Source organism: Sphingopyxis selenitireducens, assembly GCF_051550705.1.
In the GTDB taxonomy this organism is placed as follows: domain Bacteria; phylum Pseudomonadota; class Alphaproteobacteria; order Sphingomonadales; family Sphingomonadaceae; genus Sphingopyxis.
In genome coordinates this window covers 302729-324297 of record NZ_JBPULG010000002.1, presented here as the reverse complement: position 1 = coordinate 324297, position 21569 = coordinate 302729, and the positions used below count along the sequence as shown (strand labels likewise).

18 protein-coding genes are annotated in these 21569 nt (G+C 56.1%); all 18 read right to left on the bottom strand.

Going from position 1 to position 21569, the window contains the following annotated elements:
* Positions 1–4: 4 nt before the first annotated feature.
* The 18 genes from ACSYDV_RS07410 to ACSYDV_RS07325 all read right to left on the bottom strand — a co-directional run bounded on the left by ACSYDV_RS07410 (position 5) and on the right by ACSYDV_RS07325 (position 21568).
* Positions 5–1144, bottom strand: a complete 1140-nt coding sequence (locus ACSYDV_RS07410) for an N-acetyl sugar amidotransferase (RefSeq protein ID WP_438323149.1) — start codon at positions 1142–1144, stop codon at positions 5–7.
* A gap of 4 nt (positions 1145–1148) precedes the next feature.
* Complete coding sequence (locus ACSYDV_RS07405; RefSeq protein ID WP_438323148.1) at positions 1149–2495, bottom strand: O-antigen ligase family protein; 1347 nt, start codon at positions 2493–2495, stop codon at positions 1149–1151.
* A gap of 119 nt (positions 2496–2614) precedes the next feature.
* Positions 2615–4111 (bottom strand): oligosaccharide flippase family protein, encoded by a 1497-nt coding sequence (locus ACSYDV_RS07400; protein WP_438323147.1) that lies wholly within the window; start codon positions 4109–4111, stop codon positions 2615–2617.
* Positions 4104–4616, bottom strand: coding sequence for an acyltransferase (locus tag ACSYDV_RS07395; protein ID WP_438323146.1), 513 nt, complete (start codon positions 4614–4616; stop codon positions 4104–4106). Before ACSYDV_RS07395 ends, ACSYDV_RS07400 begins: the two co-directional genes overlap by 8 nt.
* Positions 4617–4628: 12 nt before the next feature.
* Positions 4629–5804, bottom strand: a complete 1176-nt coding sequence (locus ACSYDV_RS07390) for a glycosyltransferase family 2 protein (RefSeq protein WP_438323145.1) — start codon at positions 5802–5804, stop codon at positions 4629–4631.
* Between the two features lie 2 nt (positions 5805–5806).
* On the bottom strand, positions 5807–6820 hold the full coding sequence (locus tag ACSYDV_RS07385; protein WP_438323144.1) for a polysaccharide biosynthesis protein: 1014 nt from the start codon (positions 6818–6820) through the stop codon (positions 5807–5809).
* Positions 6821–6907: 87 nt separating this feature from the next.
* Positions 6908–8044, bottom strand: coding sequence for a DegT/DnrJ/EryC1/StrS family aminotransferase (locus ACSYDV_RS07380; RefSeq protein ID WP_438323143.1), 1137 nt, complete (start codon positions 8042–8044; stop codon positions 6908–6910).
* A gap of 2 nt (positions 8045–8046) precedes the next feature.
* On the bottom strand, positions 8047–9153 hold the full coding sequence (locus tag ACSYDV_RS07375) for a DegT/DnrJ/EryC1/StrS family aminotransferase (protein ID WP_438323142.1): 1107 nt from the start codon (positions 9151–9153) through the stop codon (positions 8047–8049).
* Between the two features lie 76 nt (positions 9154–9229).
* The gene (locus tag ACSYDV_RS07370; protein ID WP_438323141.1) at positions 9230–10102 is read right to left on the bottom strand and encodes a hypothetical protein; all 873 of its coding nucleotides are present in this window, start codon (positions 10100–10102) and stop codon (positions 9230–9232) included.
* Positions 10103–10189: 87 nt separating this feature from the next.
* Positions 10190–10552, bottom strand: a complete 363-nt coding sequence (locus tag ACSYDV_RS07365; protein ID WP_438323140.1) for a MarR family EPS-associated transcriptional regulator — start codon at positions 10550–10552, stop codon at positions 10190–10192.
* Between the two features lie 142 nt (positions 10553–10694).
* Positions 10695–11870 (bottom strand): glycosyltransferase family 4 protein, encoded by a 1176-nt coding sequence (locus ACSYDV_RS07360; RefSeq protein WP_438323139.1) that lies wholly within the window; start codon positions 11868–11870, stop codon positions 10695–10697.
* Positions 11861–12478, bottom strand: coding sequence for a CatB-related O-acetyltransferase (locus ACSYDV_RS07355; RefSeq protein ID WP_438323138.1), 618 nt, complete (start codon positions 12476–12478; stop codon positions 11861–11863). The genes ACSYDV_RS07360 and ACSYDV_RS07355 overlap by 10 nt, the downstream gene beginning before the upstream one ends.
* Before the next feature lie 36 nt (positions 12479–12514).
* Entirely contained in the window at positions 12515–14455 is a 1941-nt protein-coding gene (gene asnB / locus ACSYDV_RS07350; RefSeq protein WP_438323137.1) for an asparagine synthase (glutamine-hydrolyzing), read from the bottom strand.
* 62 nt (positions 14456–14517) lie between these two features.
* Complete coding sequence (tviB, locus tag ACSYDV_RS07345; RefSeq protein WP_438323136.1) at positions 14518–15798, bottom strand: Vi polysaccharide biosynthesis UDP-N-acetylglucosamine C-6 dehydrogenase TviB; 1281 nt, start codon at positions 15796–15798, stop codon at positions 14518–14520.
* Positions 15795–17066: a UDP-N-acetyl-D-mannosamine dehydrogenase gene (wecC, locus tag ACSYDV_RS07340; RefSeq protein WP_438323135.1), complete on the bottom strand. Its 1272-nt coding sequence runs from the start codon at positions 17064–17066 to the stop codon at positions 15795–15797. The genes tviB and wecC overlap by 4 nt, the downstream gene beginning before the upstream one ends.
* Before the next feature lie 8 nt (positions 17067–17074).
* Positions 17075–18097 (bottom strand): GDP-mannose 4,6-dehydratase, encoded by a 1023-nt coding sequence (locus ACSYDV_RS07335; RefSeq protein WP_438323134.1) that lies wholly within the window; start codon positions 18095–18097, stop codon positions 17075–17077.
* 41 nt (positions 18098–18138) lie between these two features.
* Positions 18139–19371: a hypothetical protein gene (locus ACSYDV_RS07330; RefSeq protein ID WP_438323133.1), complete on the bottom strand. Its 1233-nt coding sequence runs from the start codon at positions 19369–19371 to the stop codon at positions 18139–18141.
* A gap of 34 nt (positions 19372–19405) precedes the next feature.
* Complete coding sequence (locus ACSYDV_RS07325) at positions 19406–21568, bottom strand: GumC family protein (protein ID WP_438323132.1); 2163 nt, start codon at positions 21566–21568, stop codon at positions 19406–19408.
* Position 21569: the final 1 nt, after the last annotated feature.

The window sequence follows — 21569 nt, the reverse complement described above, 5'->3', positions numbered from 1 at the left end:
CCCTCTAGCGTTTTGTTGCCTTTTCCGCACCAATTGCTTTCAGCACCTTAGCGCCCAGATCGAACATCCATTCCTGGTTCTTATAGTCACGATAGCTTTTTTTCGGCATCTCATGATAGCGCCGCAGTTCGTCGACGCCGATACGCAATTTGCTCGCGATATATTCGAAATCATCGTCGATGGTAGCGAGGTCGTATGCAGGCGAGATCAGCTTCTCCAACGCTTCCTCACGCGTCATCTGTTCGGTGAGGATCAGGGAAGAAAACTGGACGCGCCGCGTATCATATCCGAAGCGCGTCGGCAGCCAATAAGCTTCGAAAAACTTTGTGAAGCGGCTTTCGAAATGCTTCTGCGGATAAGCCTTCCAACCATATTCGCGGCTCAACGTTTCGATCGCCAGCTTCTTCGTATAAGGAAGAAGATCGAGCGGCTTAAACACCCTCACCCCACGCGCATAGCGCAGATAGAATTTGTGAAAAAGGATCGAACTGGTTGGATAGGTCTTAAGCGGCCGGGTTCCGAACTGCCGATGAATATCGCGCAGTTGAGGCATGTCCGTGCCATAATAGAGCCAATCTTTGGGGTTCCGTACACATTCGGTCGAGATATTCCCGCCGTTGAGAATCCATTTGATGCCATGCTTGTTCGCGAAATGATACAGCGTGGCGATGAAGGCATGGTCTTGGGGAATGTCGAGGTGCGACACGCCCGACTTGAAGAATGCCAACTGGAAATCCCGCATCTCCTCCCAATTGATCACTTCGGTGTAGAGGTCGAGTCCCAGCCCGCCGACAAGGTTCTGGATATTACTGACCGCAATGTCACTGTTCCACCCGCCGTCGACGTGGAAGACCAGCGGACGCAAGCCGAATTCCGTAACCATCAAATGCAGCATATATGAGCTGTCCAGGCCACCCGACATGCCAAGGATAGAATCGAACTGCTTGCCTTTGCCGCCCTCCTTAATAGCCGCCACAATCTTTTCGACTTCGGCGCGGCCACGTTCATCAGGGTGCCAGTGCGGTACGACGTCATCGTCGAAGGCGTGGCAATGATCGCACACGCCAGCTTCGTCGAACCGGATTTGGCTATCGCTGGTGTCCATCACGCAGCGCGTGCAAACCTGGTAGGAGCGATGATTCATGGTATTACCTTGGAAGCGATGCAGAAATCGCGGCAGGACGCGGCTCGGTCGACCGAGAACGCAGCGGAAAACTCCCGCCACGATGATAAATGGTGCGGCGCGGTGTGGCACGGGACTGCGCCATACTCATGATTAACGCCACCATGGCCCAAATCTCTGGCGATTGTCCGATCGACCCCGATGTCATCGAAAGTGCGATCAACGCGGCCCCGGCAAGGGCAACCGAATAGCCATACGGTCCGAACCGACCCGTGACGCCGTGCCATATGCCGCGCAGCATGATGAGAAGGCAGAAGAGATAGACCAATCCTCCCACGATGCCCAGCGCCATAAACGATTCCAGAAATACGTTGTGCGCCAAAGCCGTGCCATTCATAGTGATATAGCTGTATCCTATGATCGGGGATTTCTTGAAGTCACCCCACGCGGCCGCCGCGATATAGTCGCGCTCTTCGATAATACGCGAACCGCTGCCGTCGAACATCGTCCTGAAACGGTCGAATGACGCAATCGTCAAATCACTGAAAAGTGCAAAGGCGACACCGCCGACAATCATCAGACCGAGATAGACCCAAACGCGTGGCCTGATTCTGAACTGTGTAATCGCACGGGAGTTCACTTTCAAAGCCGACGCAGCGACGAACATCAGTCCGAAAACGAACGCAACGACCGGGCCCCGCGACCCACCAAGCAACATATTGGCAAGACCAACGGCAAAAACACCAAGATGAACGGCCTGCGAAAACAGCGTCATCCTGAAAAATACTGCAAAACGACCAATGACGAAAAGCAAGAGGACAGCCCCCATCAAGCTGATCGTAATGGGATTGAGGACTGATGTTGCATCATCCTGACCCGTTACTTGAAAGCGATATGCAAGCGCATTTTCGGTCGCCAGATCCTGCGCCTGTATAGCAACGTAATAGAACAGCGCCAGATTTGTGAGGACAAGCATCCAGAAAAGCCACTTGTGCAGGTCCTCCATGTCATCTGCATCGAACGCAATCGCGATCGAAAGCACCGGAAGCACTGTTAACCCGAAGAAATACAGAAGAATGTAACTTGGACTGGCCAACGGAGGAACGATATCAAGCCCCACCACGTCATAAAGCAGCCGGATCCCGAACAGGCCAAACAGCAAGAACAATGGAAGCACGATCGCCGCGATGGATCGCCTCTGAGAGGCGGCAGCAAGAAGCGCTACACCGAAAACCGCAGTAATCAGACCCTTGATTGCGTAGTTGAACAGGCCGAGCCCCTCAACGGGCACTCCAATCACCAGCAGCAGCACCGTAGTGAACGGGTAGCTAAAAGCCAAAACGGCCATAGAGGGGATATAAAGTTTACGCATCACTTGGCACACTCTTCAGCGCTTCGACTGCCCTCATCAACATGGCAAGCCGCAGCCCTGCACTCCCACGGCCGCTACCCGCCCGCCAGCGTCGGCGCAAGCCCATTGTCTCTGCGGCCTCAGCCATGACCGGCATCCAAATCCCCGAAGGGCCACCGCATCCGGAACGCCGCAACTGCGACAAGCACCGTACCAGCAAGAGCGAGAGCCAAGGCACAGCCAAGAAATAGAAACATCCCCAATCTGGTCGAGCTCAACGGAGCGGCGAACCGTTCAAATGCCAAGGCGATCGCAATGGCAGTGGCCGCCGGCACCAAGAGCAATTGAAGATATGTCCGCACGATACCAAAACCGAGAAACCGGCGATCAACGAGCGCGTGAAACGCTGTCGAAACGGAAAACTGGATAGCGAAAAATAGCGCCGCAGCGCCCACCGCTCCAAAGCGTCCAACGGCCAGCCAATAGCCGGGTATCGAAACACACAAAGAAGCGAGACCAAGAACGTTGTTAAAGCGGGTATAACCGTTGGCTAGAGCCACACTGTAGGTTAGCGAAGACATTGCCAGAAACGAATAGGATGCGATAACCCACGGCACGAACGGCGCCGCATTTTTCGCCACATTGGCATTGCCAGTCCATCCCATCACGACCATTTCCGCATTAACCGCGACCGTTGCCATCACAGGAAAAACCAGCACCGCGACCAACGTTGTAGTTTGTAGATAGAGCTCACGCGCGCTATCGCCATTGCCTTCTGAAAACCACGCCGTCAGACGCGGCTGAATGGCCGCCTGAAACGGCGAAGCGATGGCAATCATACCTGTGCCCAACGCGATAGCGATATTATAATAACCAAGATATTCCAGATCGAGCAGGCGGCTAAGCACTATACGGTCGAGCTGCGTGTTTACCAAAGCGACGATTGCGATAAGGAAGACCCCAGCCGCAAACCCCCGTATTCGCGCCAGCGTGCTCCAATCGATTAAGGGAAACTGAGCGGGTCTCCATGGTGCCAATATACGGTTCAGTCGCCATTTCGCGACAAGTATAAGTAACAAGGTAGCAACCAGCTGACCGAAGAAAAAAACAGAAAGTGTTGGCCAGAAAATTAGTGGAAACATAACAAGTCCGTTACGCGCTGCCCCCCAAGCAATATTAAAAATATTGGCTTCTACTTGCCGCTCAAGCCCCATCATCGCGCTGACGTAATAGCGGAAAAGCATCTGCAGCCCCGCTTCGCACGCGACAATTTTCAAGCACAATGCAATCAACTCGCGATCGACAGGTGTTTCATTAATAAAACTTATCGCGACGGGGCCCGCGAATAGAAAACCGCAGATTCCGCAAGCAAAAATTACGACGACATAGATTTTTTCGAACGTACTAAAGCTACGGAACTTTTCCTGTACTGACAAATCCCGGCGCGCTATTTCGCGCATGATTGACGCCGAGAGCCCTAGATCGAGAACCATAAGCATTCCCGCGACAATCAGCGCAAATGAAATCACACCATAGTTTTCGATTCCAAGTATATAAATATAGAGCGGTATAAATATAAAATTTGAAATCGTGGACCAAAATCGACCAAAAATATTTGCGATTATATTTCTATTCATCTCCGATCCGGCTCTTGATAACTTTAGCCGGAACCCCACCCACTATAGAATAGGGCGGAACATCGCGGTTTAAATAACTGTTTGCGCCGATAACAGACCCTTTACCGACCCGGACCCCCTTGCCGATGGTGACATTGGCACCAATCCAGACATCGTCTTCAATGTGGACCGCCGCCTCGACATTGGCCTGTTGCACCATCGGAATATCGAGGCTGCCAATGCCATGATCGAATGCGACAATCACCACATTGGGCGCGATCATGACGTCCTGCCCGATAAAAACCCCTGCATCCCAACCGCCGATGGAGCCATTCTGGGCAATCGAACTGCCCGCACGCATCTCGAGCAACCCACGCACTCTAACATTCGGCGACAAAGAAGCACCCTTGGCGATCCGGCAACCGTGACGGTTATAGTAGCTGACGCGGAACTTGCTGAATTCATCGGGCAATCCGACGATAAATTCGCGGTACAGCGATTGCAGGGCCAGCAGGATTTTACCCATCGCGCTTCCCTCTCAACTCAATCTGGCGCGAACCGCACCAATCGCATCGGCAATGGACGCAGCTTCGATCGCAGCGCGATCGGGGAAGAAGCGCACCAGCAGATTGTTCCGAAATTGCGCCGCGCGTTTCGCGGTGATGACCAGTGCATAATAGATCATCTGCGGAACGAGCGTCACCAGCCGCTCGTGCGAATTACGCATCGCATCCCGAATATTCTTTGCGTAAGACCGTTCGAAGATGAAACAAGCACTATAGAGACAAGCATCGCCAGGCACACCGAGCGCTGTCGTCCCCGTCCGATTGATCGCGCTGCGCAGCGACTGCGCGTAGATAGTAGGCCCCGACCAAAAAAAGGGGATTTGCGAATACCATGTCTGCGCCGTATCGGCAGGGAGATGCTTTTGCTCGGCAATCGAGCCACGGTGCTCGCGCATCGTTCCTCGCCCTGCCCCGCTGCTTCGACTGTGGCCGGCAATGATCAAGGGCCGTTCGACATGATGACATCGGCTAATAAAAGCCGCAATCCCGATAGCATTCGCCATATCGGGGCTGGCGCCTGGAAAGTAGGTTCCGGTTCGATGGTCGACGGCGGCAAGCACCTCGCGACTGACAAAACCCTGATATACGCAGGGCAACCCCTCGAGTCCCAGCGCCCCGCTCCGAGCCACGACGCGGCGCGCGTCGGCGAGAGTATCGCCACGGCCGCGACGGGTGAACATCCGCCGCCGATAGAGCTTTCCACCGAGCCCACTGATGCTGCGATGAGTGATGTCGGGCCATGTATAAAGAAGAACCGCGCCCATCACGGCATCGGCCCCTTCTCTCTTGGCGGCCGCCATTTCGTCCAGCGCCTCATCCAGCATAATCCCGTCATCGTCGCCTAGCATGCACACATAGTCGCCCGAACAAGCTCGAACCGCAGCGTCGCAATTGTCGACCACCGAAATCCATCCGTTGGTATAGGCGTAATGGACGCGCGTATCGTTCAGTTCGGCAACATAAGCCGCCAGCTGATCGTCATCGGAATTATCCTGCAGGATGATTTCGAAATCCCGCCGCTCCGACCGCAGCAGTTCATCGACCAGGTTGATAAGATAGGGCTGGCGATTTTTCGTCGGAATGGCGATGGACAACAGGATGTCGCTATTCTGCGACGGCATGGAAAAACCCTCCACGTTGCGGCTCAAAATCACTCTTCACCAAGCTCTTGGCGCACATAGGACAGCGACCGCATCAGTTCCATCGTCTCTTCCACCGACAATTGCTGCGTGTTGTGTGATGTATAGTCGTCGACCACATTGGCCTCGACATTGCCTTCGCTGATAAACAATTCGTAGTTGAGATCGCGATTATCGGCAGGAATCCGGTAATACCGGCCGAGGTCCTCAGATTTCGCCATTTCCTCGCGCGACACGAGCGTTTCATACAGCTTCTCACCGTGACGCGTACCCATGATCTCGATCGGTGCATCCGACAGGAACAACGTCTTCAACGCCGCGCTCAGATTTTCGAGACTGCACGCAGGCGCTTTCTGGACAAAGATATCGCCCTGATTGCCGTTGGCGAAAGCGTGTAGGACAAGATCAACCGATTCATCCAGCGACATCATGAAGCGCGTCATGCGCGTGTCCGTCACGCGCAGCGGCCTGCCGGCCTTAATTTTCTCGATAAATAGTGGGATTACCGATCCGCGCGACGCCATGACATTGCCATAGCGAGTGGCGCACATCACCGGGCCTCCGGGCGGTGTTGCAAGAGCACGGGCGATCAGGATTTTTTCCGCCATCGCCTTGGAAATACCCATGGCGTTGATCGGATAAACCGCTTTGTCGGTGCTGAGCAGAACCAAGCGCTCAACGCCATTCTTAATGGCTGCACGCGCGACATTTTCAGTTCCGACGATATTCGTGCGGACCGCTTCCATGGGATAGAATTCGCAGGACGGAACCTGCTTCAACGCCGCAGCGTGGAACACATAATCGACGCCCTGCATCGCATTGTCGATCGAATCGAAATCGCGCACGTCCCCCAGAACAAAGGACACTTTGTTACTGCGCAGCTTGATTCGAAGGTCTTCCTGCTTTTTTTCATCACGACTGAATATCACGATCCGCGCGACGTCGGTTGCCAGGAATCGGCCTAATACCGTCTTGCCGAACGATCCCGTTCCGCCGGTAATCATCAACGTCTTATCTTTGAACATGAAAACTCCGTGGTCGTAGATCAAGCTAGGTCACTCAGAAGCGTCATGCCGATTAATCGATCATCGAACGCCTTGGCGGGATACGTTTTAAGCTGGCTCCCTAGCGCAATCATCCCACCGCACGCCAGATATTGTGGTGACGATTTGCCGCCGTTCTGCCGACCCCACCCACCAGCCGACAGGCACCGCCAAAACATGGTCCATAAACCATTCGGTACCGGGTAAAGCCCCGGCACGGCTCGCGAAACCGGAATAAACGTGATTGGGCTGATGCAGCTTGGAACAGCCGACCCCTTGCTCTTTCAAAGCTTTGAGCACATCATCGCGTCCTTCGCAAAGCAGCAACATTGCCCAAAAGGCCGGAGTGGCACCGCTCAACGGCTGGACAGCAGCGACGCCCGGCACCCCGGCGAGCGCAAGGTCTATCGCTTCCACATTCGCTCGAATAGCTCGCTGCCGCGCGTCCAACTGCGCCAGATTGTGCCGGGCCAATGCCGCGTTCACATTCGGCAGCGTCGCCGCAAAGCCTATTTCTGGAATGCCGGCCTGCGGATCGATTTCACCCAATGGATCACGGAAACGCTCCTGATCAATCCCGAAACGCCGCAACTTTCGCGCTGCTGCGGCGGCGTCTTTGTCGCGGCACAGCAACGCCGCCCCTTCGATCGCATTGACTTGGCGGTTGGCATAGAAGGAAAAAATCGCAAAATCGCCGACCGATCCTGCACCCTCACCACCCGGCAAGTGCGCGCCCAATGCATTATTGGCATCTTCGATCAGGGTCAGACCTGCCTCATCGCAAAGCCTCCGCAACGCCGCAGTATCGGCGGGGTAGCCTGCCACGTGATATACAATGAGGGCGCGCGTTGCTGAGGTAACCTTTGACCTCGCGTCCTCGACATCCATCGTCGCCGTCACGGGATCAATATCGACCCAGACGGCGGTGGCACCGACGTGAAAGATGGCACTGTTCGATGAGAGGCAATTGTACGACAGCGTCAACACCTCGTCACCCGGGCCGACACCCGACAGACGCAACGCCAATTCGATCGCCTGCGTCATATCGCTCAGCGCGACGATGGACGCCCCTCCATGCCGGGCCGACATTTCATTTTCCAACGCACCCACGTGCGCCCCCGCTGCCAGCTGGCCGGATTCAAGCGCTGGTGCCATTGCCGCAATAGCAGCTCCATCAACGCGACAATCGAACAGGGGAATCGCCATCTCTATCCCTTCGCCAGCGCATCGACGATCCGCTGCCGATCTTCATCGCCGACCCACCAGCCAGACGGTATATGAACCAGCCGCTGGTAGAAGCTGTCGAGCCCCGGCATCGGTCCGGCAAAAGGCGCAAATACAGAATGAAAATGGTTCGGCCGATGCAGCTTTGACGCGCTGACCCCGATCGCTGCAAGGCACTGCTCCACCTCTTCAGAATTATCGGCTAGCAACGTGTATATCCAGTAGCTCGGGTCGGCTTCGGATAGGACAACGGCCGGCTTAATGCCCGCGATTGCAGCAAGCTCGCGATCGAAAAAGCGGCCGTTGTTGCAATGGCGCGCGATCAGACCATCGATATGATCCAGTTGCTGCAGGCCAATCGTTGCCGTGACATTGCTCATATTATATTTAAAGCCCGGACGCTTTATATCTACCTCCGTGCGGGGTACTCCCTTTGTCAGGCCGAACCAGCGCAACTGCTTGGCAAGCAAGGCCTGCGCAGAGTCCTGCAGACCTAAAATACCGCCATCGACGGTGGTCATATGCTTGATCGCCTGAAGCGAAAAAATAGCGGAATCACCGATCGTCCCGATCGGCTTTCCGGCGTAGCGCGCTCCGAGCGCATGGGCGCAATCCTCAATCAGGCCCACCTCGTGTCGATCCGCAATCGTACGCAGCGCAGCCAAATCTGCCGGGTAACCGGCATAATGCACCACGCAGATCGCAGCCGTTCGCTCCGTAACCGCGGCCTGAACGGCGACGGGTGACAGATTGCCCGTATCGGGATCAACGTCGGCAAATACTGGCGTGGCACCGGTTTGCATGATGACGGTGTTGGTGGGCTCCGCGGTCATCGACGTCGTGATGACCTCACGACCGGGGCCCGCGCCAGAGAGTAGCAGCGCCACATGCAGCGCGCCGGTCCCGCTGCTCGTCGCAAGTGCCCGCGGCAGTCCGAATTGTTCGCCAAAGCGGCGCTCGAATTCATAAACGGCTTCCCCCTCCCCGATCATGCCGCTGTACAGCACCTCTTCCAGAGCCGACATAAGTCCTTCCCGCGGCGGCATGGCGACTTTGACGAGGGGCAAAGGTAACGAGACCGAACTGGTCATAGTGAATCAGCTTTCCAACTTCCGCACGGCCTGGATGCGATAGCCCAAGCTGCAACGGCGCGTCGCGATAGACGAGTCATTCCGAAAGGAAACGAACCTTGTTGTTGGACAAGGCCTTTAGGACGCGTTGCTCGATCGGAGTGAACATTTTTCGATATTTTTTCGTATCGATGTTGCAAATAGTCGCGTCATCAAAGCGATCCGTCGCCGCCTTCTGACGCGCGCTGTCGCTGACGAAGACTATAGCCTCGTCTTTCCCGGCCGCCTTCCAGCCATAAGCGAGAATTCCGTCCGATGCCCCATCCAGCTGCTCGATGCCCAGTTCGACTTCGAGGTCGCTCATCCACCCGGCCAGCATCTTCCACTTCTCCTCGGCCGAAACGGTTTTGTAGAAGGACAATGTCTCCTTCTGCGTGGCCGGAGAACCGGCCAGCACGACTTCGGCTGGCCAAGACCTCGTGATGTTCGATCCGATCAACGCGACGGTGCGACGGCCGATCGTTACCCCAGAAGCGCAAATGCACGAACCGACCAACCAGACATCATCTTCTATCACGACGGGCCGTTCGCCATAAAGAGTGCAACCCTCAATCCGTTCGCCCGCCGCGACGTGCGACCAGATTTGCGAATACATGCCAACGCGAACACCGTTGCCGATCGTCAGCCCCCCACTACCGTCCAATACGGTGTTTTGGCCGAACCAGCCGTGCTGGCCGATCGTAACGCCCTCGGTCGAAAGGATTAGGCAATTATCGTGCAGCGACGTCCAATCGCCGATGCTAACCCTACCACCGCTGACGATGAATTTGACACCCGGCCCGATGGAGCAATAATCGCCGATCTCTACCCGCGCCGGCTTGTGAAAAACGATCTTAACGCCCGCAGCGATCGACGTGCTCTTACCGATTACGACCTCGCCATCGCCAATGATCTCGATATTGCTGTGCACCACTCTTGTCCTCTCGTTTCTATCTTGCTGTTTCTTTTGGGGTGACGCCCTTTGGATGGCAGCCATCCAGCACAAATCCGACCTGCCTCACCCGTCCTCGAGCGGCGCGTTCGCGCGCATGTCTGCCTGCAGGCTTTCGATTTCCGCTTTTAATGTTTCATACTCAGCCATCTTGCGCTTTATAAAACGCGATGTGAGCATGGCCCGATGCGCCATGCCCTCGGGCGTCAACTCATAAATATAGCCAATTTTGTTCTGCGAAGACCGAAAGTTGGCTATCTTCACATGCCCCTTTTCGACGAGCGCATTTAGGCAATAGTTGATCCCACCCAAGCTGATGCCCAACGCCTTTGCCAGTTCCCGCTGACTGATCTGCGGATTGGATTCCAGAATTCGCAATGCACGGAAATTGACGTCTTCGTCGCGACTGTTTTTTTTTCGATTGGTCATGCCGCCATATCGCTATCGCACCGGAACCCTTTGGCCATGCAGATCGAGAGGTGGAGACAAATCCTGTTCATATTTGAACACATACTTTAGCCCAGCGCACTCGTAAAGCCCGCGGCGCCATTTTGGACGGGAAGCGCGACCGCTACGCCGAGCCGATCGCCTTGGACGCGATGGCGCTGAACGCAAAAACGCGCGGGCCCTTTTGGGCAGCCACAGCACTTAGACGCATGGCCTCGGCTCCATCGTCGGCTGTCAATTCGCTCAGCAGCCGGTCCAGTGTCTCGGGGCTAGCATCATGTATGATCCGCGTATTTCCACCGATATCCAGATGGTCCATCCCCCGCCAATGATGGAAAACGGTACCGAGTCCTTGCCCAATGGCCTCTTCCCACAATACCGAATGGGTACCCGGAAACAGGGCGAAATCGCCCGCCCAGAAGATGCGATAGATTTCGTTCGCCGGTGTCCAGCCCAGCATATGCACATCTTCATGGATATCGATGCCGTCGAGTTCCACCTGAACTTCAGGTGTCGCTTGACCAAAAACAATAAGATGGGCGTTACCAATCTCCCCTCTCCGCTTGGCGCGCGAAAAGCGATCGATCAGCGTATGAATATTCTTGCGAAGATCGAGTTTCCCGCCAGTCACGAATAGCAATGCGTCGTCGGGAATTCCCCATCCGGCTCGCGCTTCGCGTCGAACCTGGCTGCGATCGAGCCCTGCAGTCTGCGTGTCGTCCGCCCCGAACGGAAGCAGTTCCATCTTAGCGCGGTCGACCCCGTAAACCTCGTGCAGGAAATCTCCACGAACCGGCAGAGTCGGCAGGAAACGCTGCACGATCGGCGATACCCGCTTCACGATAGCGCGATAGAACAGCCCGTGCAGCAAGTGGCGCGAGACGAAGCCCCGCGCGCTATTGACATAGTCGGTATGGCAGTCCGCATAGACCGGCGTCGGGCGTCGAAGCACATAGCTGCGGATGGTCAGGAAATCCCAGAACTGGACGTCATGGACGAAGATAAGATCAGGTTTGAACTCTTCAAGCAGCTTTTCAACGCCCTCATAGGCGCGAACTTTGGCCTGAAGGCACTTCGGTACCCACGAAGCATAAGGCAAGCGATGTACAGGCACGCCATCCTCGTTAATGTAACTCGTCGGTTCGACATATCCTAGCTGCGTCCGCTCAAGATATGTTTCGGTCGAGGCAACGATCATCACATCGTGCCCCATCTTTCGGTGAATGCGCGGAAGGATATTTTCCTGGTAACCGAACCCATCGATATAGAATGCCGCGAGGCAGATATGAGCTATGCGCATTGTTCAAGCCGCTCTAAGAATTTTTGGGGATCGCGGATGTCTTCCGCACATTGTTCCAGAACCGTATCCGGCTGGTCCCACCACCGGCTGGCGAGAAGAGCCTCGCGGACTGGCTCATCGAACCGGTAGCGGATGAAACGCGCGGGAGAGCCCGCAACGATGGCGTAGGGCGGAACATCCCGCGTCACCACAGCACCAGCTCCGATCACCGCACCATGGCCGATGGTGATGCCCTGCATGAGGATTGCGCGGTAGCCGATCCACACGTCGCTACCCACAATTGTGCGCTGCGGATCGGGACGCGGGAAGGTCGAGAACTTCTTCCTGACGCTGTCGCGACCCTCATAAAAAACCGGCGAGGTGCCGACCCACTCGATCGGGTGCCGGCCACCGCCAATGACGACATAATTCGCGATCGAGCAGAAATCACCGATGTCCGTCGTCGTGATTTCGCAGTCATAGCCACAAAAACTGTGACGCCCCATTGTGCTCCCCACGAAGGAAGAGCCGGGCTCGACCTTAGACGTCGGATGGACCTCGCTACCGCGAATCGCCGCGCCGCGGATCTTGCGGAACAATTTCGACCATAGGTAAATGGGAGAAGGCATGGCGTTTTCTCCGTCAGCGTCGCAACAGCAGCGAGTTCATGCTGCGGCCCCGACCGGTCGGGCAACACTCATGTCGCCGTCAATGAAGATGCGGAACCACAACTCAACGCTCAACAGACGAAATAATAAGGTGCCATGATCGCTGCGGCCCGACCGATGATCCTCGATCCTCGCCCTTAGCCCCTGGGCGTCAAACAGCCCTCGCGCGAGACACCGGTCGCTGCAGAGGATATCCAGCGGCCCCGTTCCGGGCGCGTAGCTTTTTCGGAACTGTCGTCCGATCGGCGTGGTAAACCCATATTTGATCGTTTCATCAAGGATCGCATCATCGACCAACCCACGCATGGCTTGGCGATGAATATATTTGCCTACCCCCAATTCGGCCTTAAAGTCGCCGGGAAGAGGCCAGACAAATTCAACCAGCCGGTGGTCAAGAAAGGGCATGCGAGCCTCCAGGCTATTCGCCATCGAAATGGCATCGCCATAGTGCAGCAAGTTGACGAGCCCACCACTGTGCTGTTCACGCAGCCGGCGCGCGAGAGCACCTTCACCCGCGACAGGTTCCAAAGTCGGGAAATCGGCCATAGGGGGATGTTCGCGTAATCGAGGCCCATAGATGCCGTCGAATCCCTGCAGCCGCTGTTGCAAGCGCGAAATCCACGGCAGATCGTTGCTTGCCTGCCTTGCAACCAGCAAAATCAACGAGCGGAGCGTATAGGTTTTTAGATATTGCCTCAGGCCGCGCCAAGCCTTTCCCCACCGTCCCGATGCAATCAGGTCGCGTTCAGCTGGCCATATCACCGCCGAGATATAGCCCGCCAGTAGTTCATCAGCTCCCTGCCCGTCCAACACCACGGTCAAGCGTTTGCGCGCTTCCTGGAGCAACTGCATCAGCGGGATCACCGCGGGCGAACTGTTGCCGCTTTCGAGATGATAGACGATCTGGCCAAGCCGTCCGATGAAATCTGAATAATCGGTATCTATTATATGGGCATCGAGACCAAGCCTTTCGGCGGTCTCGCACGCACCTATCGATTCATCTATTCTCCTCGTGCTGTCCTGATAGATGGCGCCGTCCTGAACCAGTCCTTCCTCGCTATCGAACCGTGCGGTAAAGCTGTGGTGCGGTGCGGGGTCGATGACCTGCATGACCGACGCGATCGAATTGGAATCGACACCCGACGACAAGGTAATGCCGAGCGGAACGTCGCTCCGCATCCGCAGACGCACCGCGTCTTCGAATAATTCGCCATATTGACGCCGGGCTTCGTCGAAGTCGAGGCCGCTCCGTCCGGTCGGATAATCCCAATATCGCCACACTCGCAGCGCGCCGTTGGCGTCGATCGTCAGATTATGGCCCGGTTGCAACCGACGGACGTCGCGGAACCAGCTCTGTTCGTGCTGGGCACCCACCGATGTTCGGCAATAATTGGCAATCACGCCATAGTCGGGCTCCACCAACGCCGGTGCATAGTGGAGCAATGATTTTATTTCAGAGGCAAACAGCAATTGTCCGTTATGCAAGGAATAGTTGAACGGCTTGATGCCAAACCGATCGCGTGAGGCGAAAATCGTCCGCTCGACGCAGTCATAAATGGCAAAAGCCCACATGCCGTTGAAACGGCTGACACAGTCATCGCCCCACTGGATATAGGCCCGGAGCAAGACCTCGGTATCGCCGTTCGTCTGAAAAGCGATGCCGAGCGCTTCTAGTTCTGCCCGGAGTTCGAGATAATTGAAGATCTCGCCATTATAGGTCAGCCAATAACGGTCGGAAATCTGAAACGGCTGGTTGCTTTCATCAGACAGGTCGATGATCGACAGCCGGGCATGACCGAACATGACTCCATCTACGACCCGCTGCGACCGCCGCCCGTCGGGTCCACGATGAGCAAGTTTTTCCAGCCCTTCGCGGAATCGACCCTCATCGATCGGGCGCCCACCGCCCAGGTCAACGATGCCGAAAATGCCGCACAAAACTCATACCCTCTCTGTCGCTTTTTACCGATTGAATGGTCGTGTCCATGGACCGCAATCGATCACAGCCTCAGATCGCTTGCTTCCGCCGGAAGTAAATATTTGAGATCGTAAAGAATATGATCGCGCTTGCCGAACGCGCGCAACGCTTCGCTACCCAAAACTCGAAATTCATCGTGTGCTACCGCAAGAATGATGCCGTCATACGCGTCTTGCGCCGGATCGTGGATGAGCGTCAGACCATATTCGGCCGCAGCTTCCCCGGCGTCGACCCAAGGGTCATAGACATCAACCTCAATGCCATAGCCTTCGAGTTCGCGCACGACGTCAATGACGCGTGTATTGCGCAAGTCGGGGCAATTTTCTTTGAAGGAGAGCCCCATCACAAGTACGCGCGCGCCACGAACCTGAATCGACCGACCAATCATCGCCTTTACCATCTGTCCAACGACGTAAGCGCCCATTCCGTCGTTCAGCCTACGTCCTGCCAGAATGATCTGGGGATGATAGCCGATCGCCTGCGCCTTGTGCGTCAGATAATAAGGGTCAACGCCGATGCAGTGCCCACCGACCAAACCGGGCCGGAACGGCAAAAAATTCCATTTCGTGCCCGCAGCATCGAGGACCGCCTGGGTATCAATGTCCATCCGGTTGAAAATCATCGCTAGTTCGTTGATCAGCGCGATATTCAGATCGCGCTGCGTGTTCTCGATAACTTTCGCCGCTTCGGCCACCCGGATCGATGCGGCACAATGCGTTCCCGCGGTGATAACGCGGCGATAGACGGCATCGACGAGTTCAGCGACCTCAGGCGTCGAGCCCGACGTGATCTTGCGAATATCGGGCAACCGGCGCGTCTTATCGCCGGGATTGATCCGTTCGGGGCTATAGCCTGCGAAGAAGTCGCGATTGAACACGAGGTTCGACTGTTTCTCCAATATGGGTACGCAATCCTCTTCGGTGGCGCCCGGATAAACGGTCGATTCATAGACGACGATATCGCCATGCTTCAGCAGCTTGCCGACCGTCTCCGATGCCTTCAAAAGAGGTCGAAGATCGGGTCGTTTCTGCGTATCCACCGGGGTCGGAACAGTGACGATATAGAAGTTGCAATCAGCAAGCTCTGTCGTCTCGGTCGTGAAATGGAGATTGGTCGCGGCTGCCAGTTCGGCCTTGTCGACCTCCAATGTCTCATCAACGCCGCCTCTCAGCGAAGCGATGCGTTGGCGGTTGATGTCGAATCCCACAACCCGACCGACTTTTGCAAACTCCACAGCAAGCGGCAGACCGACATAGCCGAGCCCGACGATTCCAATCCGGGCCTGTTCTGCAGTACTGATCACGCTGCCCCCCTCACGCCGGTCCAGACTCCCCGCGTATCGACGATCAGCCCCTCCGGCACTGCCATCGCCTTAAATTCACGGTGATCGACCAACAACACATGAATGTCGGCCGCGATGTCGGGGGTCGAACCAAACTGGCAACGGTCGAGGCTGACCGGAAGACCCTCGATATTAGGTTCGATCACCACAAGCCGTTCACCGAACCGCTCTTGAAGCTGCTCAGCAATATACAAGGCAGGGCTTTCGCGCAGATCATCGATATCCGGCTTGAACGCCAGGCCGTAGCAAGCGATGGTCACTTCACTCGCGCTGCTACCGCTGCGCGTGCTCCACTGTGCAACGGCAGCCTCGACTTTCTGTAGAACCCAGCCCGGCTTTCCGTCATTCACCTCACGCGTCGCACGGATAAGGCGGGATATATCGGGCGCGCTCGACACGATGAACCAGGGATCGACAGCAATGCAGTGCCCACCAACCCCAGGCCCCGGCTGCAGGATATTTACGCGCGGATGGCGATTGGCGAGCGCGATCAACTCCCATACATTGATGTCCAGTCGATCGCAGATCAGCGACAATTCATTCGCGAATGCGATGTTCACGTCGCGAAAGGCATTCTCGGTGAGCTTAGCCATTTCAGCGGTTCTCGCATCCGTGACAACACATTCACCCTTCACAAACAAGCTGTAAAGCGACAGCGCCGCGTCCGAACAGGCTGACGTGATGCCACCGATAACGCGATCATTTTGAATGAGTTCCTGCATCACTTTGCCCGGGAGCACCCGCTCAGGACAATGCGCGACGCGAACGTCCGACGCCTCGCCGGATTGTTGCGGGAAACTTAGGTCGGGTCGCGCTTCGGCCAACCAGGCCGACATTTTTTCGGTGGTGCCAACCGGCGACGTCGATTCCAATACCACCAGATTGCCCTGCGCCAGAACCGGCGCAATCGATCGGCATGCCGCCTCGATATAGGATAGATCGGGGTCGTGATCATCGCCCTTGAATGGTGTCGGCACCGCAATCAGAAACGCGTCCGCCGGTTCCGGCTTCGTAGTCGCCCGCAAATAGCCTTGGCTAACTGCCGAATGGACAGCGATATCAAGATCTGGCTCGACAATATGAACCTTACCTTGGTTGATCGTTTCGACCGCGTGCTCGCTTACATCAATTCCGATCACATGGATTTTCCGGGACGCGAACATCGCCGCAGTAGGCAGGCCAATATAGCCCAGCCCCACCACCGCAATTCTATTAAACTGCCAGTTCATATTTTCTGTCACTTGCCTGCATAATCGCGATACCAACTGACGAAATCACGAATGCCGTCGCGATAATTCGTCTGGGGACGGTAGCCCGTCAACCGTTCGAGAAGCGATGCATCCGCCCATGTCGCAGGAACATCGCCGGGCTGCATGTCCATATAGTTGCGCTCCGCCTTCATCCCGAGTTCGGCTTCTATCGCCTCAATGAAGTCGAGCAGCCGGATCTTATCGTTGTTGCCGATGTTCACGATACGGAATGGCGCCACTGGGCTCAGCGAGTCCCCATTTGCTATATCGGTGGCTGAAGCAGGCCGCTGAGGTACGGCGTCGATCAGCAATCGAATCCCGCGCACCAAATCACCCACGTAGGTAAAGTCGCGGTACATGTCGCCATGGTTGTAGATGTCGATCGGCCGCCCATCCAAAATGGCATCGACGAATTTGTACAGCGCTAGGTCGGGACGCCCCCACGGCCCATAGACTGTGAAAAAGCGGAACATTGTCGTCGGCAGATTCCATAGATGCGCATAGGAATGCGCCATCGCCTCATTCGCCTTCTTCGTCGCGGCATAGATTGTCAGCGGGGTGTCGGCCTTTTCGGTTTCGGTAAACGGCATTTCCTCGTTCGCGCCATAGACGGATGAAGTCGACGCCATCAGCAGGTGCTGAACCTCCAGTCGCCGTGCCGCCTCCATGACATTGAAGGTGCCGACGACGTTGCTGTCGATGTAGGCACGAGGATTTTCGATACTGTAACGCACGCCGGCCTGTGCAGCGAGGTGGACGATGACATCGGGCTCGAAGGAATCAACCGTACTGTCCAGAAGCGCATGATCCTCGAGCATACCCTCAGTGACACCGAAGGCCGCATTCTGAAGCAGGGCCTGATGCCGCCGCTGCTTCAGGCGAACGTCATAATAATCGGTCATGCCGTCGAAACCGTGAACCGAGTATCCCTCCGCGATCAGCAGGCGAGCAAGGTGAAACCCGATAAATCCGGCAGTCCCAGTAATGAAAATCTTTTGCGGCACGCCCATCTCCGTCCGTGTTACATTCGGCCGCTTATGCGGAGTCAGAATTAGCGCGTGGTTTGCGGCGGTGTTAAGCCCGTCGGCACCAGAGAAACGTCACTCAGATAGACATCGATACCCGCCGCATCATCAGGAAGCGCAATATCGAGGGACACCCAGCGCCAATTGCACGCGTCTCCCACTAATCTCACAGAGGCCTGCCTTTTTCCTGCCACGGCCGGCACGATCACCGGGGGCAACGATGCTCCGTCGGCCTCGGCACAGTAAATCCGGAAACGCAGCGAACTGTCGGCATTGTGAGATAAGGCCCAGTTCAACGTATAGTCACCTGGCGAAAGCCTGACCAACTGTCTGGCAGCCATTCCTTGCGCTCCCCCGATAGCAGAGATCAAGAGGCGCTTCCTTGCCGGCTCAATTGTGGCGCCAAGGTTGCCCATCGCCGCCAATTCCCAATCCAGCGGCGGAAAGTGCGGCTGGCCCGCAAAATGACCATTGATAAGTCGGTTCGCCTGTCCCCGAGCGCGCCAGGTCGATGGCGCAAGGCTGTCGGCTAGGGCGAATGCTTCGTCGAGTTGCCCATATTGGACGAGACCAAGGACAAGCCGTTCATCCATCGCGTCGATCGTTGTCTGGCGCCAGGGTCGCTCAACCAAAGCCATGCGCAATTTTGCAGCATTACCAAGACTCTGAGGATGCAGGACCACAGCACGCCAATAATCAGGTGCCCACTTGGGAGCCGCGCCGATCACCGGCGTTAATGCCTCGACAGCGCCGGGCATCGACGTCGCCTGAGCAATGACCCCGACATAGGACTTTCGGGCTTCATTTTTAGTAAGCATAGACCGCGACAGCCATTGGAAGAACGCCTGCTTATCATCCCGGTAGCCGGCGGACTCAATCAATTCGGCATTGATAAGGGAATTCCGCCGCGTCACCTTGCCGGCGAGTTCGAGCAGGGCTTGCCGGTGCTGACCGTTGATCTTTTCTCGGGAAGGTGCAGTCAGGGTCGATAACGCGTTCGCCGAGAGCGGCTCCGCTCGGTAGCCCTGCAGCGCCATCGCGCGTTCAAGTTTCAAAACAACCGCTTTGGCATTTTTCTGACGGCGCGCGGCATAGGTTGCGGCTGCAAGATTGGCGCATGCACCACTGACAGGAGGGACCTGGATCGCGCAGGCCCTGTCCGGCGCTCGAACTTCATACGCCACAACATAGCTGGACAAGGCTACACCGATCGCCAAAATAACTGCGACCATCCATAGTGCTATGTTATAGATCTTCACGGCTTTTCCAAATATGCGATTGACGCCAAGGAGCTCAATTGTCGTCCTTCGTCGCTTCGTTGCCATAGCCATAGCCATAGCCATAACCATAACCATAGCCATAAACTTGATTCTTGGCGCCAACCTTGGTCACGATAGCGCCGAACAGACGAGCACCCGACATACGCAGACGTGTCAGTGCCGTAGACACAGCACGCCCCTTCGTCACATTCGCTTCAATCACGAACAACACGCCTTCGACACGTTGAGCGATGAGCGGGGCGTCCGCGAGACCAAGCAGAGGCGGCGCGTCGATCAACACATGATCGTAACGACGCAGCAAGATTTCAATGAGCTGCGCAAGGCGGTCGTTACCAAGAAGTTCGGCGGGATTCGGCGGCTTCTTCCCGGCAGTGATGATCGAGAAGCCGAATTTATTTAGCGGCATGATCATTTCATCAACATGGTCGTCACCAGCCAGATAATGGCTCAAACCGCGCTGCATCGGAATATCCAAATAGCGATTCAACGACGGGTTCCGGATGTCGGAATCGACGAGGATTACCGATTTTCCGGTCGCGGCCAGCACTGTGGCGACGCTGAGCGATGAGTTGCTCTTCCCTTCCTTAGGACGGGAAGACGTCAACATGATCGACCGCGGCGCTCCATGTTCGGTCAGGAACGTCAGGTTGGTCATGACCGAGAAATAGGCTTCGTAAATCGGCGATTTCTTGTCGACGATAGCGTCGGCCACATCCTTATCGACGCTTTCAGGAATCGCACCCAGCAGGGGCAAGCCGAAGCGAGCGCCCACTTCCTGCGGATCGCGAACCGAGCTGTCCATCCGCTCGAGGAAGAACGCAAGGCCGACCGCAAGAATCAGACCCGGCAATAGAGCCAAGACAAGGTTCAGCTGAAGATTGGGGCTCGAAGGCGAGCCCGCCACCTTCGCCCTGTCGACGATTGAAATATTGTTCGTTCCAACACCTGCAGCACCGATTTCTTTGTAGCGCTGGAGCAAACCATCATAAAGCTGCCGGTTAGAATCCACTTCGCGCTGAAGGATCGCCATCTGGATCGAATCGCGCTGTTGGACATTGTATTTGTCTGTCAGTTGATCGAGTTCCGCCTGCAACTGTCGCTCGCGCTTGAGTGCGGCGTTGTATGCCTCTTGGTTGCCCTGCTTCGAGCGCCCGGTTTCCGCAGACAGACTGCGGTCCAGATTGGACACCTGCGCACGAAGCGAAACCACTGTCGGATAATCATCCCCGAAAGTAACACGCTGGCGAGCAAGTTCGGCTTCAAGATCGGCACGACGCTGGCGCAAACCGACAATCGTCTGTGCGTTCGCCTGCCCTGCCCCCGTCAGCGTGTTCGACAATTCGGCTTCGGTGGCGATACGTTGTTCGCGCGCGCGCGCCAATGCGCGGCTGATTTCCGTGATGTCGGTTCCGACCAGCGTTTCCGATTGTGTATTCCCATTGGCATCGGCTTTCGAGGAAATGGTAACAATCCCCCGGCTCGTCGCATAGTTGATAAGTCCGCGTTCGGATGTTTCCAGATTCTGTCGCAGCGTATCAAGGCGCGCCTCGAGATATTTCCGCGCATCAGACGTCGCCGCGAAGCGGCGATCTGTGTTCGATTGGACGAATTGAGTCACCCACAGGTCGGTGAGTTTCGCCGAAAGCGCCGGCGATGGCGTCGAAAAACTAACGTCAACGAGGCTCGACGCCCGCATCGGCGACACAGTCAATCGATCAAGCAGAACCATCGCAGCATTGGTTGTCAAACTCTCTCGTTGCGCGCTCGACAATGCCCCTTCAGGATTCTCCAGCTTGAACAGACGTAGAAATTCTTCATTCGCCGTCAGATTGCCCGCGCGGACGACGCGTTCGGCAAGCGAGCGGGATTCGAGCAGGGAATATTGCGTGTTGTAGAAAGCCACCTCGTTGATCAGGCTTCGTTCGCGCTCCCCTGCAACCGATGTGGAAACCGGAGCGTCGGGCAAGATTTCGATACGTGCCGTTGAGGTGTATTGGGGTGTGGCAATAAAGGTCAAGAGTAGGCCGAGAACCAACGAGCCCGCAACTATGCTCAGCGCCAGATAGCGATGATTAAGAATCACCGTCATTATCTGCTCAAGGATCGAAAGTCCGAACCGAGAGGAATCGTAGCGAGCCTCCTCGTTCTCCAGCGCGATCATATCCTTACCGGACATC